The organism is Streptomyces sp. NPDC053673, assembly GCF_055585225.1.
This window is the reverse complement of sequence record NZ_JBVJKN010000005.1, coordinates 160,512-173,316: the sequence shown is the minus strand read 5'-3', so window position 1 is coordinate 173,316 and position 12,805 is coordinate 160,512. Positions and strand designations below refer to the sequence as shown.

Below are 12,805 nucleotides of genomic sequence, written 5' to 3'. Positions count from 1 at the left end.
AGAAGCAGGAAGGTGACCGGTCCGCGCGCGCGTGCGCGGGTACGCCGCGACACCACTCCCGTCGAGTGGGCCGCGTCAGGCTGCGAGCGAATACGGCACGGGAGGCCCGCGCCTGATCACCGTGTGCTGGAGTGCCCCGGCCGCCGGTGGCGGGGGTGCGTCGAGGGACGTACGGAAGGGGGGCGGACCGGCGCCGGGCGCCCCGGGCAGCCCGGCGAGCAGCGCTCGTACGAGCACGAGGGCGGCCCGCAGGGCACGGACGAGCCCCGCCTCGGCCACCACCTCGGTGGCGCCGTGCGCACCCTGCGCGGAGAGCGCGGCCAGCCGGAACAACGCGATGTCGCCGCGCCGCAGCAGCCAGCCGGTGGCGAGCGCGGCCAGCAGATGACCGAGCAGCATCGGGAGGCTGGGCAGCAGCCCGGCGGAGGTGACGGCCACGGCCGGGTCGGCCGCAGCGTGTGCGGCGTGTCCGGCCCGGGCAACCGTGGCCGGGTCGAGGCCCGCGCCGGTGACGATCCGGTGGGCGTCGGCGGCGCTCAGCGCGCTGCCGCCCGCGCCGCAGACGAGCTTGGCCGCCATCCTGATCAGTGCGTCGTCGGCGCTCGGCGACACGGTGAGGTGCCGCTGGCCGAGGCCGAAGAGGGCATGCAGTGCGAGCTGTCCGCCGGCCAGGAAGGCCACGACGGCCGGGAGCGAGCGCGTACGCCCGGCGAGCGGCGCCGTCACCGCGAAGACGATCAGAAACCCGGTGAGCAGCGTCCACCAGGGGACGGTCGCGCACGCGGCCAGTACGTGCCCCAGCGCGGACAGCACGACGCAGACCGCGGTGAACACCGCGGCCCTCAGCAGCCGCAGACCGGCTCCGGCGGGTGCGTCGGCAGGTGCGACCGACGGTTGGGCAGACATGGCCGGGACATCATCGCACTGCCCGCATCACGTTCGTGCGGCAGGTCCGGAAGGTCACGTTTGGCGCCGCTCCGGGCGCGTGGCGTGGGCATACACCGGGACAGGTGATTCACGCATCCGCCGAATGAGGGCAATCGCGTCAACTCCACGCTTACGAACGCGGCCCTGCGGCAATACGTAACGGTATGTCGAGCCGCAGCCAGGAGGCTGGAGCATGAGCATCTGGTGGACACTCCATTTGCGGCGCGAGGCAGCGAGCGTTCCGCTCGCCCGACGTCTTCTGCTCGGTGCGATGGAAACCGCGGGCGTCGACCCCGACATCTCCTACGATCTCTCGGTCGCGCTGAGTGAGGCGTGTGCCAACGCCGTCGAACACGGTGGGAGCGCCGCAACCGGTTCCTCTTCGGACGCGTACAGGGTGACGGCGTATCTGGACGACGAGAAGTGCCGTATCGAGGTGGCCGACGCGGGGCCCGGATTTCCGGACTGCCGGCACGCCGCCGCTCCCGCCCTCTCCGCGGAGGGCGGCCGTGGGCTCTGTCTCATCGAGGAGCTCGCCGATCACGTGTACCTCCGGAACAGGCCGGGCAGGGGCGCGGTGGTGAGCTTCGACAAGATGCTGAAATGGCGGGAGGGCGCCCTGCTCAGAGTGGTCTGAGCGGGGCGCCCTCGCCGTACGGCCCCGGGGTGCGGCCCGGGGATCAGCCCTGGGACCAGCACTCGGTTCCGTGAGGATCCATCAGCTCTTGAGCTGTGCCATCCAGGCCTCGACCTCGTCGGCCTGGCGCGGCAGCGCGGCCGACAGGTTCACGTTGCCGTCCTCGGTGACGAGGATGTCGTCCTCGATCCGGACACCGATGCCGCGGTACTCCTCAGGCACGGTCAGATCGTCGGCCTGGAAGTACAGACCCGGCTCGACGGTCAGGCACATACCGGGCTCCAGCGTGGCATCCACGTACATCTCGCGGCGCGCGACCGCGCAGTCGTGGACGTCCATGCCGAGCATGTGGCCGGTGCCGTGCAGGGTCCAGCGGCGCTGCAGTCCCAGCTCCAGCACCTTATCGACGTCGAGGTCGCCCAGCAGGCCCCACTCCACCAGCTTCGTGGCGAGGACGCGCTGCGCGGCGTTGTGGAAGTCGAGGTAGCCCGCGCCGGGCTTCACCGCGGCGATACCGGCCTCCTGGGCCTCGTACACCGCGTCGTAGATCTTGCGCTGCAGCTCGGTGTAGCGGCCGTTGATCGGCAGCGTCCGGGTTACGTCGGCGGTGTAGAGCTCGGCGGTCTCCACACCGGCGTCGAGCAGGAGCAGCTCGCCGGGGCGCACCTCGCCGTCGTTGCGCACCCAGTGCAGGGTGGTGGCGTGCGGGCCGGCGGCGCAGATCGAGCCGTAGCCGATGTCGTTGCCATCGACGCGGGCGCGCAGGAAGAACGTTCCCTCGATGTAGCGCTCGCTGGTGGCCTCGGCCTTGTCGAGGACCTTGACGACGTCCTCGAAGCCGCGGGCGGTCGCGTCGCACGCCTTTCGCAGCTCGGCGATCTCGAACTCGTCCTTGACGAGGCGGGCCTCGGAGAGGAAGACCCGCAGCTCCTCGTCCCGCTCGGCGGTGACCTTGTCGGTCAGGGCCGCCTCGATGGCGGCGTCGTGCCCGCGGACGTTACGGACCGGGCCGGTCGCCTCGCGCAGCTGCGCCGGCAGCTCGCGGACGTCCTTGGCCGGGAGACCCAGGAGCTGCTCGGCCTCGGCCAGCGAATGACGGCGGCCGACCCACAGCTCGCCCTGGCCGTCCAGCCAGAACTCGCCGTTCTCCCGGTTGGAGCGCGGCAGCAGGTAGACGGTCGCCCGGTGGCCGTCCTCTGCCGGCTCCAGGACCAGGACGCCGTCCTGGGTCTGGTCGCCGGTGAGGTACGCGTACTCGGTCGAGGCACGGAAGGCGTACTCGGTGTCGTTGGAGCGGGTCTTCAGATTGCCCGCCGGGATCACGAGACGCTCGCCCGGGAAACGGGCGGAGAGTGCGGCGCGACGACGCGCGGTGTGCGCGGCCTGCGCGATCGGCTCGAGGCCGTGCAGCTCGGTGTCGGCCCAGCCGGACTTCATGTTCTCCGCGAGCTCGTCGGAGACTCCCGGGTACACCGTGTTCTTGCGCTGACCGATCGGCTGTTCTTCGGACTCTTCCGGGGTCTCCGGGGTGAGCTCCTCTGCCACGGGCCTGCCTCCTTGTTGGTACGACGCTGAACCCCTACCCATCGTACGGTCGTACGGAAGGGGCCCAGGGCCGCACGGCCCATGACCCGTGAGTCACTGGAGCGTCACTCGAACCAGGCGGCCAGCATCACCACGTCCTCGCCGTCGTCACCCGCGTCGAGCCCGTCGGGCAGCACCGTCCGCAGCACGTGGTCCGCGATCGCAGCCGGATCGTCCCGGGCAGTCCTCGGCACGCTCGCAGCGGCGCTGTGCAGCCGTGCGAACGCCCGGTCCATGGGGTCGCCGGTGCGCCGCAGCAGCCCGTCGGTGTAGAGCAGCACCGTTTCTCCGGATGCGGGGGAGAACTCCACGCTCGGCGCCTCCCAGCAGGCGAGCATCCCCAGCGGAGCCGACAGTGAGGTCTCGACGAACTCGGTGCGCCGCGCGCCGACGATCAGCGGCGGGGTGTGCCCGGCCCCGGCCAGGACGATCTTCCTCTCCTGGCCGCCGGTGGGGGTGATCGCGGCAGGTTCGCAGTACGCGAAGAGCGCGGTCGCCGAACGAGCCGGTTCCGTCAGCCGCAGCAGCAGCTCCAGATCGGACAGTACGGCGACGGGATCCTCGCCCTCCATCACCGCGTACGCCCGCAAGCTCGCCCGGAGCCGGCCCATCGCGGCCAGCGCGCTCGGTCCCGAGCCGGAGACCGAGCCGACGGCGAGCCCCAGTGCGCCCTCGGGCAGCGGCAGTGCGTCGTACCACTCGCCGCCGCCGCGCGGTCCGCCGAGGTGGCGGGCGGCGAGCCGCACCCCGGGCACCCGGGGCAGCCGGGTGGGCATCAGTTCCTCGGCGATGACGGCCATCTGGCGGCGCGCCCGGTCCAGCTCCAGCAGCCGGGCCAGGTGCTCGGTGGCGTACCGCCCGTAGAGGCCGGCGAGATGGCGCTGGCGGTCCACCGGCTCGGCCGGCTCGTCGTAGAACCAGACGGCGACGCCCAGCCTGCCGGCCTCGGCAGTGGCGAGCGGCAGGGCGTAGCTCGCGGCGTAGCCGAGGCGTGCGGCGACCTCGCGGTGGCGCGGGTCGAGGGACTCGTCGTGGAACACATCGCCCTGTGCGATCCCGTCGGGCAGGCCGGCGCTCGTTCCGTCGAGGATCCGGCCGTACGTGGTGGCGCTGCGGGGGACGGTCTCGATATGGCCGAGGTCGGCGTGGGCGAGGCCGAGGCCGACGGTGCCGGCGGGCCCCTGGCCGTCGGCCGGTTCGAAGACGACCATGCCACGGCGGGCGCCGACCAGGGCGGCGCCCGCGCGCAGAAGTTCATGGAGTGCGTCGTCCAGGACCGCGGTTCTGGCCAGGCGCTCGGTGAGTTCGTGGAGGGTGGTCAGGTCGGAGACCCAGCCGGCCAGTCGGTCCTGGATCACCGCGCTGGGCGCGGCGTTCGGGACGCGGGCGGACGTGAGGGACGCGGCAGTGTGCGCGGGGGCTGGAACCGTGGAATCGATTCCAGCCACTTTCGGCAGGTGAGGGGCGCTCATGGCAGCAGGCTTTCCTGCTGGTGCGTTTCGGCCAATAGCATCGCAAACCCCCATGTCAATCTGCGCCGCTATCACTGCATCCACATCTACACGCACACAAAGGGGGATGTCCAGCATTGTCCTGGTGGGATTGCTGGTGTCCGACCGGTAGCTAACTTGGCCAAAAAATGCCCCCCATGGCAATGTTTTGCGGTCGACTAGGGGGTGTTCGGCATGGGGATCCCCTCAGGGTAGAAGCCCGAAGGGGAGTCATTTCGGGCGTGATGGGTACGTAAACGGTGATGGCCAGGGGCAGTTGGGACAGCTCCGGAACCTGGCGGGGAGCCCGGGCGTCTTAACCGCCGTAGGCCGCCGCCCCCATCCCATGTGGCGGGACGAGTACAGCGGGACAGCAAGCGCCAGGCGCGCGCCACCCCTCGCCATGCGTTAAATGGACACAGCCCATGGGATCACCCATGCCTACGGCAAGGGCGGCGAGACGCCGCTTTGTACGCACAGTGAAGCGATGCACACCTGGTGTGATGTGGACCTCGGCGTTCAACGGAAAGGAACGAGCGCTCATGCGCGAGATCCTCGGAAGGCGACGCAGGCTCCGGTTCCGGCGCAAGAGGAGGCCTGCTCCTCAGCTCGACGCGGCGCTCACCTGCGCCACAGCGTGGCAGTGGCCCGTACTTCCCGGTGCGGGACTCAAGGCGGTCGGCGGGCGGGCCGATCGCGGGCGCGGCTGCGCCTGCCCCGATACCGAGTGCGTCGTACCCGGCGCGCACCCCTTCGACCCGGGACTCCTCGCGGCGACCACCGATGAGCGCATGGTGCGCTGGTGGTGGACCCAGCGGCCCACGGCCCCGATCGTGCTTGCCACGGGAGGCCGCGCGCCCTGCGCGGTGAGTCTGCCCGCGGTGGCCGGGGCCCGGGCGCTGGCCGCACTCGACCGCATGGGTATGCGGCTCGGCCCGGTCGTCGCCACCCCGACCCGTTGGTCACTGCTCGTCGCTCCGTACTCGATGGAGCAGCTCGGCGATCTGCTCTACGCCAAGGACCGGGTGCCGAGTTCACTGCGCTTCCACGGCGAGGGCGGCTATCTGATGCTGCCTCCCTCGGAGACCGGTACGGGGCAGGTCCGCTGGGAGCGCGCGCCGCTGCCCGGGTCGGCCGCGCCCTGGCTGCCGGATGTCGAGGCGGTCGTCGACGCGCTCGTCGAGGCGAGCGTCAGCACGCCGTCCGGCGGGATGACACCACCGGAGACCGGGGAAGGCTCGCGGCTCGCCTACTGAGCACCTCGCTCACCGGGCACCTCGTTCGCGCACGCGGCTCGGGTGCGGCTCGTGTACACGGTTCGCGTGCATGGTTCGTCTGCACGGCTCGCGCACGTGCGGAGCAACCGGGCTCGGCGACTCACTCGTACGGGTGTGAGCCGGGCCCAGTTGTACGGGAATTGGGCGCGCGGCGCCCGGGCGTGCCCTGACCGTCGATATCTTCGGCCCACCATGAATCTGCGTATGACCGGGCTCACGGTCGCCGTCGTATCTGCCTCCTTGCTGCCGCTGGCCGCCTCCGCGGGACCGGCGGGCTCGCCCGATCCCGAAACGGCGGATCACAAGGGGGCCGAGCGGCCGGGAATTCTGGCTGGAATTCATGCACTCAAGGGCCCCGCAGAGACGGCCGATGAGGGCGTCGGCGGGCAACGCACAAGCGAACGCTGCGGCCCGGAACTCAGCTCACCCGAGGGCGTAGAGGCCCAGACATGCGTACTGACCGAGGGTCCCGACGTCTGGGTGCGAACGTACTACCGCAACGCCACGGGTGATCCGCTGACTGCCGCGCTGAGCCTGATGGGCCCCGGCGGAAGAACCGTACAGACGCATTGTGGGATCGAGGCGGGAGATGAGCCCGCAACCTGTGAAACACCGCGTGAGAAGGCCCGTGGTGAAGCGGACGAGTATTCGGCGGTGGCGGAGTTCGCGGGTTCCGGAGATCACGCCGACGGTCCGTTGCTGCTGCGATCGGGGAGCAACTCCGCCGGTGCTGCGAGCGGTTGACGCCCGGCGAAGCGGTAGGCCGAATTCCGGAAATGGCAACGCCCGGTCGCTGGCGACGGGGGATGCACCAGCGACCGGGCTTCAAGAACGGTAACAAGAGATCTGCTGTTCGCAAATTCGATCTCGGGTATTCGGACAAGGAATTACTGGTCCGTACGGGCCGTTGTGACGGGTATCACCTGTCGCGTGACAGAAACCGTCGCCGCCCGCACGGACGGCGACGGTTGCGACCGGGTCAGCCGGGTCAGCCGGGTCACGGGTCAGCCGGTCGACCGGGTCCGGCCGACCGCGGTCGGGTCGGCCGGCTCAGCTGAGGGTCACCTGGCGGTTGGTGAGCCCGCCACGCGCCCGGCGCTCCTCGGGGGTCAGCGGCTCGTCCACCGCGAGCGCCTCCGCCAGTCGCTCCACGAGCTCCGCGGCCGGCTTCTCGCACTCGTCGGCGCTCATCCCGGCCGGCAGGTCCCAGACGGGGACCATCAGCCCGTGCGCACGGAACGAACCGACGAGCCGGGTGCCCTCGCCGAGGCTCGACGTCCCCGCGGCGTGCAGCCGCGCGAGCGCGTCCAGCAGGCGCTCCTCGGGGTGCGGCATGACCCAGCGCAGATGGTTCTTCTCCGGGGTCTCGCACCAGTACGCCGCGTCCACTCCGGTCAGCCTGATGGTCGGGATCGCGGCCGCGTTGGCCCGCTCCAGCGAAGCGGCCACCTCAGGGTTCGCGTTCTCCGACGAGTTCGGGATCCAGAACTCGAAACCGCTGTGGACGACCGGCTCGAAAGGCGCGTCCGCATCGATCAGATCCTGCAGCCGGGGCCCTTCCGCGGACGTCCTCGCGCCGGTGATCGGCGTGCCGGGCTTCGCGGTCAGCGCGCGCTGCAGCGTGTGCGCGATATCGCGGCTCAGGTCTCCGGACGTCATGTCGTTCTGCACGGCGAGCAGGACGGAGCCGTCCTCGCGGCGCAGTGCGGGCCACGCCATCGGAAGGACGGTCGCGAGCGTGACGGACGGGACGTCGTCGGGCAGCGGGTCCTTCAGGGTCAGTGCGACGGTCGCTGCCGGAACCAGCTCGCGGAGGGCGACCCAGTCGCACTCGGCGGTCATCCCCTCGAAGGGACGCTGAACCAGCTCGGTCACGGCGTGCGCGGCGGCCCGGCCGTGGCAGGCCTTGTAGCGGCGGCCCGAACCACAGGGGCAGGGCTCACGGGCCCCCACCACAGGGATCTCACCGTCGGTGAGCTGGGCCCGCGCCGCAGGCGCTGATCGACGCTGTGTGGCCTTCGTCTGGGGGCGCTTCTTGGCCATGGTGTGGCTTTCTCCCGATGACGGCGTGCTTGTCTAGGGCGCGAGCCTAGCCGTTACGGCCGTGGTGGCGGCCGCAGTGCGTGGTCCACGTCGCCGGACGCCACCTTCTTGCGCCTCGTCGCCACTTGCCCGAGACGGCGAACCTCGCCTCAGTCCACGTCGTCGTAGGCGTCCGCGAAATTGAATCGGGGGCCTGTGACGCGCGTAGCGAAATCGTCGCGACGATGCCCCTCGGTTACGAGCACCCACACGGTGACCTCACCGGACGCGCTGTCCCGTACGCCCCAGTCCTGGGCGAGCGCACTGATGATGTTGAGCCCACGGCCGCCGTGCGCCGTGACCGAGGGCGTGGCCGGAACCGGGCGGGTAGGACCACCTCCGTCCGTCACTTCGACGGTCAGTCCGCCTTGCGTGTCGACACGCCATGCGGCGCGGATGTCGCCGTCCCCGATCTCCGCATGCCCGAGCGGTCTGCCGTGCCGGCAGGCATTGCTCAGCAGTTCGGAAAGGATCAGAACAGCATCGTCGACGACCGATTCGGACACCCCGCTGCGTCGCAGCTGCTCACGCATCCGGTGCCTTGCCTCACCCACGCCCGCAGGGCCATGGGGTACGGCCATGCTCGACGACGTGGGCACCTCCTGTGCCACCACCAACGCCACCCCCGAGACCTCCTTCGCCCCACGCCACGGTGTGGATGCCCCAATGGCCTGGACCGGAAACCGGCCAATCCGTGTCTGGTGACGCACTCGTAACGATCGAGCACAGTCCGAACGCGCCGGTGCACTCCCCGTAACGGACGTAGGGGCGTCGCCGGGACCGCTGCGAGAGCCGCCCTCGCCAGCCGCTGCGAAACCGCTGCGAGGGCTGCCGCGAGGGCCGGCTGCGAGGGCCGCTGCGAGAGCTGCGAGGGCTGCTACGAGGGCCGTTGCAGGCGACCCAATTGAGACAGCACCTGCCTGGGGCGGTTGGTGATGATCGCCTCGACGCCGAGCTGGGCGCAGAGATCGACGTCCTCGGGCTCGTTCACCGTCCAGACGTGCACCTGGTGGCCCGCGGCGTGCAGCCGGTCGACGTAGGAGGGGTGATTGCGGACGATCCGGATGCCGGGGCCCGCGATCCGGGCGCCGGCAGGCAGCCGTCCGTCGCGCAGCCGCGGCGAGAGGAACTGCAGCAGATAGACCGTGGGGATGCCCGGCGCGGCGGCCGAGATCCGGTGCAGCGAGCGCGCCGAGAAGCTCATGACGCGTACGGGCGACTCGGCCGGCGAGGCCGGGGCGTCGAGGTCGAACCGCTTCAGCAGCTGGAGCAGCCGCTCCTCGACCTGGCCGGCCCAGCGGGTGGGGTGCTTGGTCTCGATCGCCAGCTCGATCCGCCGCCCGGCGTCCGCGACCAGCTCCAGCAGCCGCTCCAGGGTCAGTACGGAGGTGAACTCGCGGTCCTTCCAGTCCGGGCTCTCCTCGCGGTCCTTCCATGAGCCGAAGTCGAGCGCGGCGAGGTCCGCGAGCTCCAGGGCGGAGACGGCGCCGCGACCGTTGGAGGTCCGGTCCACACGGCGGTCGTGGACACAGACGAGATGACCGTCCGCAGTCAGCCGCACATCGCACTCGAGGGCGTCCGCCCCGTCCTCTATAGCCTTGATGTACGCGGCCAGCGTGTGTTCGGGAGCGTCCTCCGAGGCGCCTCGGTGGGCGACGACCTGGATCGGGAGTTGGGTCACCGCGTCATGGTGTCATCGTCTGAAAGTGGACGCCGCAGATGTGTCCGTAATGTCTGTTATAAAGGACGGCCCCCAATACGCACAGGTCCTGCTTACAGTGGCCTGACAGCCTGTGGGAAAAGCTGATCGGAGCTGATCGGAGCCGACCGCAACGCCCGGACGCGTCCGGACGCGCCGACGAGTGATCGTGAAATCGAGGAGAGAAACGCTGTGAGCACTGAAAACGAGGGCACTGGCACTGGGGCTCAGGCCGCCCCGTCCGTACCTCCTGTGCCGGCGGCCGCTCCCGAAGGCGCGGCCGCGCAGGAGCGCACCGGGGCGGAGGCGCCGACGCAGCCGATCCGGTCGACGCAGTCGACTCGGTCGACCCACAAGATGCCGCCCGTACCTACAGCTGCCCCGGCGTCCTCCCCGACGCCCTCTCCGGCGGCGATGCAGCACGACGGCGCACAGCACGCCGGGGTGCAGGGCGCCGACGCCGGGTGGCCTCCGCCGCCGCCCGCGGCCCCCTGGGGCGCGCCCGTACCCGGGTCCGCGGCCCCGCGCAGGCGATCCGGCGGACTGATTGCCGCCGTACTCGTCGCCGCGCTCGTCGCCGGTGGCGTCGGCGGCGGGATCGGCTACTGGGCCGCCGAGCGCAACGACGCCGACGGAATCTCGACGACCGTCGCGACCGGCCAGGCCCCCGCCGACTTCAAGCGCGATCCGGGCACGGTCGCCGCCGTCGCGAACAAGGCCCTGCCGAGCGTCGTCACGATCGAGGCGCAGTCCGGGGCGGCCGGCAGCCAGGGCGAAGGCGGCACGGGCACCGGATTCGTGTACGACAAGGAAGGCCACATCCTCACCAACAACCACGTGGTGGCCTCCGCGGCCGACGGCGGCACGCTCTCCGCCACCTTCTCCGACGGCAAGAAGTACGACGCCGAGGTCGTCGGCCGGGCCCAGGGCTACGACGTCGCCGTACTGAAGCTGAAGAACGCCCCCTCCGGCCTGACACCGCTGCCGCTGGGCAACTCCGACCGGGTCGCCGTCGGTGACTCGACCATCGCGATCGGTGCGCCCTTCGGCCTCTCCAACACGGTGACCACCGGCATCATCAGCGCCAAGAACCGCCCGGTCGCCTCGGGCGACGGCTCCGGCGGCAAGAACTCGTACATGAGCGCCCTGCAGACCGACGCCTCGATCAACCCTGGCAATTCCGGCGGCCCGCTGCTCGATGCGAGCGGCGCGGTGATCGGCATCAACTCGGCCATCCAGTCCGCCGGCAACAACGGCTTCGGCCAGCAGTCCCAGGCGGGTTCCATCGGCCTCGGCTTCGCCATCCCCATAAACCAGGCCAAGAACGTCGCGGAACAGCTCATCAAGACCGGCCAGCCCGTCTACCCCGTCATCGGCGCGACGGTGAACATGACCGAGAAGAGCACCGGCGCCACCATCGCCGAACAGGGCACGGGCGGCACCCCCGCGGTCACCCCGAACGGCCCGGCGGCCAAGGCGGGTCTCAAGCCCGGCGACGTCATCACCAAGTTCAACGGCAAGCCGGTCGACAGCGGCCCGACCCTGATCAGCGAGATCTGGAACCACAAGCCCGGCGACAAGGTCACCGTCACCTACGAACGCGACGGCCGCGAGGTCACGACGACCATCACCCTGGGCGAGCGCAAGGGCGACGGCTGACGGGCTAGGCTGTGCACGCGCCATCCCGATGATCGGGGCGGCGCGGGGTGGGTTGCCCGAGCGGCCTAAGGGAACGGTCTTGAAAACCGTCGTGGCAGCGATGTCACCGTGGGTTCAAATCCCACACCCACCGCGTGCAGGCCACATAAGGCCAGGTGAGAAGGGGTGCCCGGATCCTCCGGGCACCCCTTCTGCGTTCGAACTGCATTCGAACCGTCTCGCGGTTTCTCGCCTGCGACCCGGCTCCGGTCGGCTGTTGTCCCCCAGGCGTCCCCCGTCCTCAGTCCGGAGCAGTGCCCAGGGCAGGGCAGAGCGTGGGGCAGGGCTGCGGCCACAGGTAGCGGAAGGGTGCTGCGGAAACGCCGTAGCCACACCACGCCGTCACCCGCCAACACCCCATACGTCACAGGCGCGGTGAGGAAGGCGTGAGGGTGGAAGTCGACCTGTCGGCGCACCGCGGGCGGCCTCGTCAGCGGCCATGAACTTGTCGATTATCGATATGCTGCTCTAGGGTTGGGCATATCGATAATCGATGGGAGGGGTACGGTGAACACGCGACTCACGAGGACCTTGGCCTCGGTGACCTTTGTGCTGGCGGTCCTCTGCGGGCTCGCCTTCATCGGCACGGGAGCCACGCACATGCTCGACGACGGGGCCGTCTGCGTGCAGACGGACTTCTGGCGCAATGTCTCACTGGCGCCGGAAAACCTGCCGGTCGGCAAGGGCGTGGAAGCGTCCAGCAGCGCCACGCGCCTCTGCCAGGACAGCCCCTCCGTGGGGCAGCGCGCTGCCGACCTCGGGGGCGAACTGCCTTGGCTGCTGTTCGGTTTCCTCGCGCTGTTGCTCTTCTCCCAGCTGCTCAAGGCCGTCCGGCTGCAGGGGCCGTTCACCGATGCGGTGTCGCAACGGCTCTCCGTTCTCGGCTGGTTCGTCGCCGTGGGCACGCCGCTGGCCGGCCTCGTCGTCGGTTGGTCGCAGTCCTGGCTCGTCGAGAGCATGGCGCCGGTCGTCGCGGGTTCTGGGCCGACGGTCTCCGGGCCGCAGGTGCTCGTCCTCGCCGGTCTCGCCGCAGTGATCATGGGGAAGATCACGCGCGAGGGTGTGCGGATGCGAGAGGACCTCGAAGGGACCATCTGATGCCCGATGAGGAACTGCATGCGATCCGGATCCACCTCGACCGGCTCCTTGCCGAGCGCGGCATGACGCTCACCGAACTGTCCGCGCGAGTGGACATCACCGTCGTCAACCTGTCCGTGCTCAAGAACGGGCGAGCCAAGGCCATTCGCTTCTCCACCCTGTCGAGGATCTGCGATGTCCTCGGGTGTCAGCCGGGAGACCTGATCACCCACGACCCCGCCGGGTCGGCCTAGCCACCCCCGCGCGGGCGCGCGCGGACGGTGGTGTGGTCATGCCCCCGGCGTTTCGCTCACCGGGGGCATGGCCTGCGCCA

Annotated in this window: 12 protein-coding genes and 1 tRNA gene; 7 read left to right on the top strand and 6 right to left on the bottom strand. The window is 70.4% G+C overall.

The features are described 5' to 3' along the window. Positions 1-75 precede the first annotated feature (75 nt). Complete coding sequence (locus ACZ6ZQ_RS10205) at positions 76-906, bottom strand: hypothetical protein (protein ID WP_469768092.1); 831 nt, start codon at positions 904-906, stop codon at positions 76-78. 214 nt (positions 907-1,120) lie between these two features. Here ACZ6ZQ_RS10205 and ACZ6ZQ_RS10200 point away from each other — a divergent pair, with 214 nt between their 5' ends. Next, on the top strand, positions 1,121-1,564 hold the full coding sequence (locus ACZ6ZQ_RS10200) for an ATP-binding protein (protein WP_469768091.1): 444 nt from the start codon (positions 1,121-1,123) through the stop codon (positions 1,562-1,564). Between the two features lie 81 nt (positions 1,565-1,645). Here ACZ6ZQ_RS10200 and ACZ6ZQ_RS10195 read toward each other — a convergent pair whose 3' ends face one another. Both ACZ6ZQ_RS10195 and ACZ6ZQ_RS10190 read right to left on the bottom strand, forming a co-directional pair. Beyond that, a complete protein-coding gene (locus ACZ6ZQ_RS10195; protein WP_469768090.1) occupies positions 1,646-3,109 on the bottom strand; it encodes an aminopeptidase P family protein in 1,464 nt (487 codons plus the stop codon). Between the two features lie 104 nt (positions 3,110-3,213). Next, positions 3,214-4,737 carry a PP2C family protein-serine/threonine phosphatase gene (locus ACZ6ZQ_RS10190; RefSeq protein ID WP_469768089.1) on the bottom strand — a complete coding sequence of 508 codons (1,524 nt, stop codon included), beginning with the start codon at positions 4,735-4,737 and terminating at the stop codon, positions 3,214-3,216. A 443-nt stretch (positions 4,738-5,180) separates the two neighbouring features. Here ACZ6ZQ_RS10190 and ACZ6ZQ_RS10185 point away from each other — a divergent pair, with 443 nt between their 5' ends. Beyond that, positions 5,181-5,894 (top strand): bifunctional DNA primase/polymerase, encoded by a 714-nt coding sequence (locus tag ACZ6ZQ_RS10185; RefSeq protein WP_469768088.1) that lies wholly within the window; start codon positions 5,181-5,183, stop codon positions 5,892-5,894. A gap of 225 nt (positions 5,895-6,119) precedes the next feature. Then, the gene (locus tag ACZ6ZQ_RS10180; protein WP_469768087.1) at positions 6,120-6,659 is read left to right on the top strand and encodes a hypothetical protein; all 540 of its coding nucleotides are present in this window, start codon (positions 6,120-6,122) and stop codon (positions 6,657-6,659) included. Positions 6,660-6,965: 306 nt separating this feature from the next. Here the strand turns inward: ACZ6ZQ_RS10180 and ACZ6ZQ_RS10175 are convergent, their stop codons facing one another. From ACZ6ZQ_RS10175 to ACZ6ZQ_RS10165, 3 genes are all read right to left on the bottom strand, one after another. Next, complete coding sequence (locus ACZ6ZQ_RS10175) at positions 6,966-7,958, bottom strand: DUF5926 family protein (protein WP_469768086.1); 993 nt, start codon at positions 7,956-7,958, stop codon at positions 6,966-6,968. A gap of 149 nt (positions 7,959-8,107) precedes the next feature. Then, a complete protein-coding gene (locus ACZ6ZQ_RS10170; RefSeq protein ID WP_469768085.1) occupies positions 8,108-8,707 on the bottom strand; it encodes an ATP-binding protein in 600 nt (199 codons plus the stop codon). Positions 8,708-8,874: 167 nt separating this feature from the next. Further along, positions 8,875-9,678, bottom strand: coding sequence for a glycerophosphodiester phosphodiesterase (locus ACZ6ZQ_RS10165; protein ID WP_469768084.1), 804 nt, complete (start codon positions 9,676-9,678; stop codon positions 8,875-8,877). Positions 9,679-9,888: 210 nt separating this feature from the next. Between ACZ6ZQ_RS10165 and ACZ6ZQ_RS10160 the strand changes: the two genes are divergently transcribed. From ACZ6ZQ_RS10160 to ACZ6ZQ_RS10145, 4 genes are all read left to right on the top strand, one after another. Continuing rightward, a complete protein-coding gene (locus ACZ6ZQ_RS10160; RefSeq protein ID WP_469768083.1) occupies positions 9,889-11,355 on the top strand; it encodes a S1C family serine protease in 1,467 nt (488 codons plus the stop codon). 46 nt (positions 11,356-11,401) lie between these two features. Continuing rightward, a tRNA-Ser gene (locus tag ACZ6ZQ_RS10155) sits at positions 11,402-11,488 on the top strand. Between the two features lie 413 nt (positions 11,489-11,901). Further along, positions 11,902-12,492, top strand: coding sequence for a DUF2975 domain-containing protein (locus ACZ6ZQ_RS10150; protein WP_469768082.1), 591 nt, complete (start codon positions 11,902-11,904; stop codon positions 12,490-12,492). Beyond that, complete coding sequence (locus ACZ6ZQ_RS10145; protein ID WP_469768081.1) at positions 12,492-12,725, top strand: helix-turn-helix domain-containing protein; 234 nt, start codon at positions 12,492-12,494, stop codon at positions 12,723-12,725. The genes ACZ6ZQ_RS10150 and ACZ6ZQ_RS10145 overlap by 1 nt, the downstream gene beginning before the upstream one ends. Positions 12,726-12,805 lie beyond the last annotated feature (80 nt).

Bases quoted from the DNA above. Each gene is read 5' to 3' on its own strand.
- ACZ6ZQ_RS10190 (WP_469768089.1), bottom strand. From the start codon at position 4,737: ATGCTGGACATCCCCCTTTGTGTGCGTGTAGATGTGGATGCAGTGATA.
- ACZ6ZQ_RS10200 (WP_469768091.1), top strand. From the start codon at position 1,121: ATGAGCATCTGGTGGACACTCCATTTGCGGCGCGAGGCAGCGAGCGTT.
- ACZ6ZQ_RS10185 (WP_469768088.1), top strand. From the start codon at position 5,181: ATGCGCGAGATCCTCGGAAGGCGACGCAGGCTCCGGTTCCGGCGCAAG.
- ACZ6ZQ_RS10205 (WP_469768092.1), bottom strand. From the start codon at position 906: ATGTCTGCCCAACCGTCGGTCGCACCTGCCGACGCACCCGCCGGAGCC.
- ACZ6ZQ_RS10145 (WP_469768081.1), top strand. From the start codon at position 12,492: ATGCCCGATGAGGAACTGCATGCGATCCGGATCCACCTCGACCGGCTC.
- ACZ6ZQ_RS10175 (WP_469768086.1), bottom strand. From the start codon at position 7,958: ATGGCCAAGAAGCGCCCCCAGACGAAGGCCACACAGCGTCGATCAGCG.
- ACZ6ZQ_RS10180 (WP_469768087.1), top strand. From the start codon at position 6,120: ATGACCGGGCTCACGGTCGCCGTCGTATCTGCCTCCTTGCTGCCGCTG.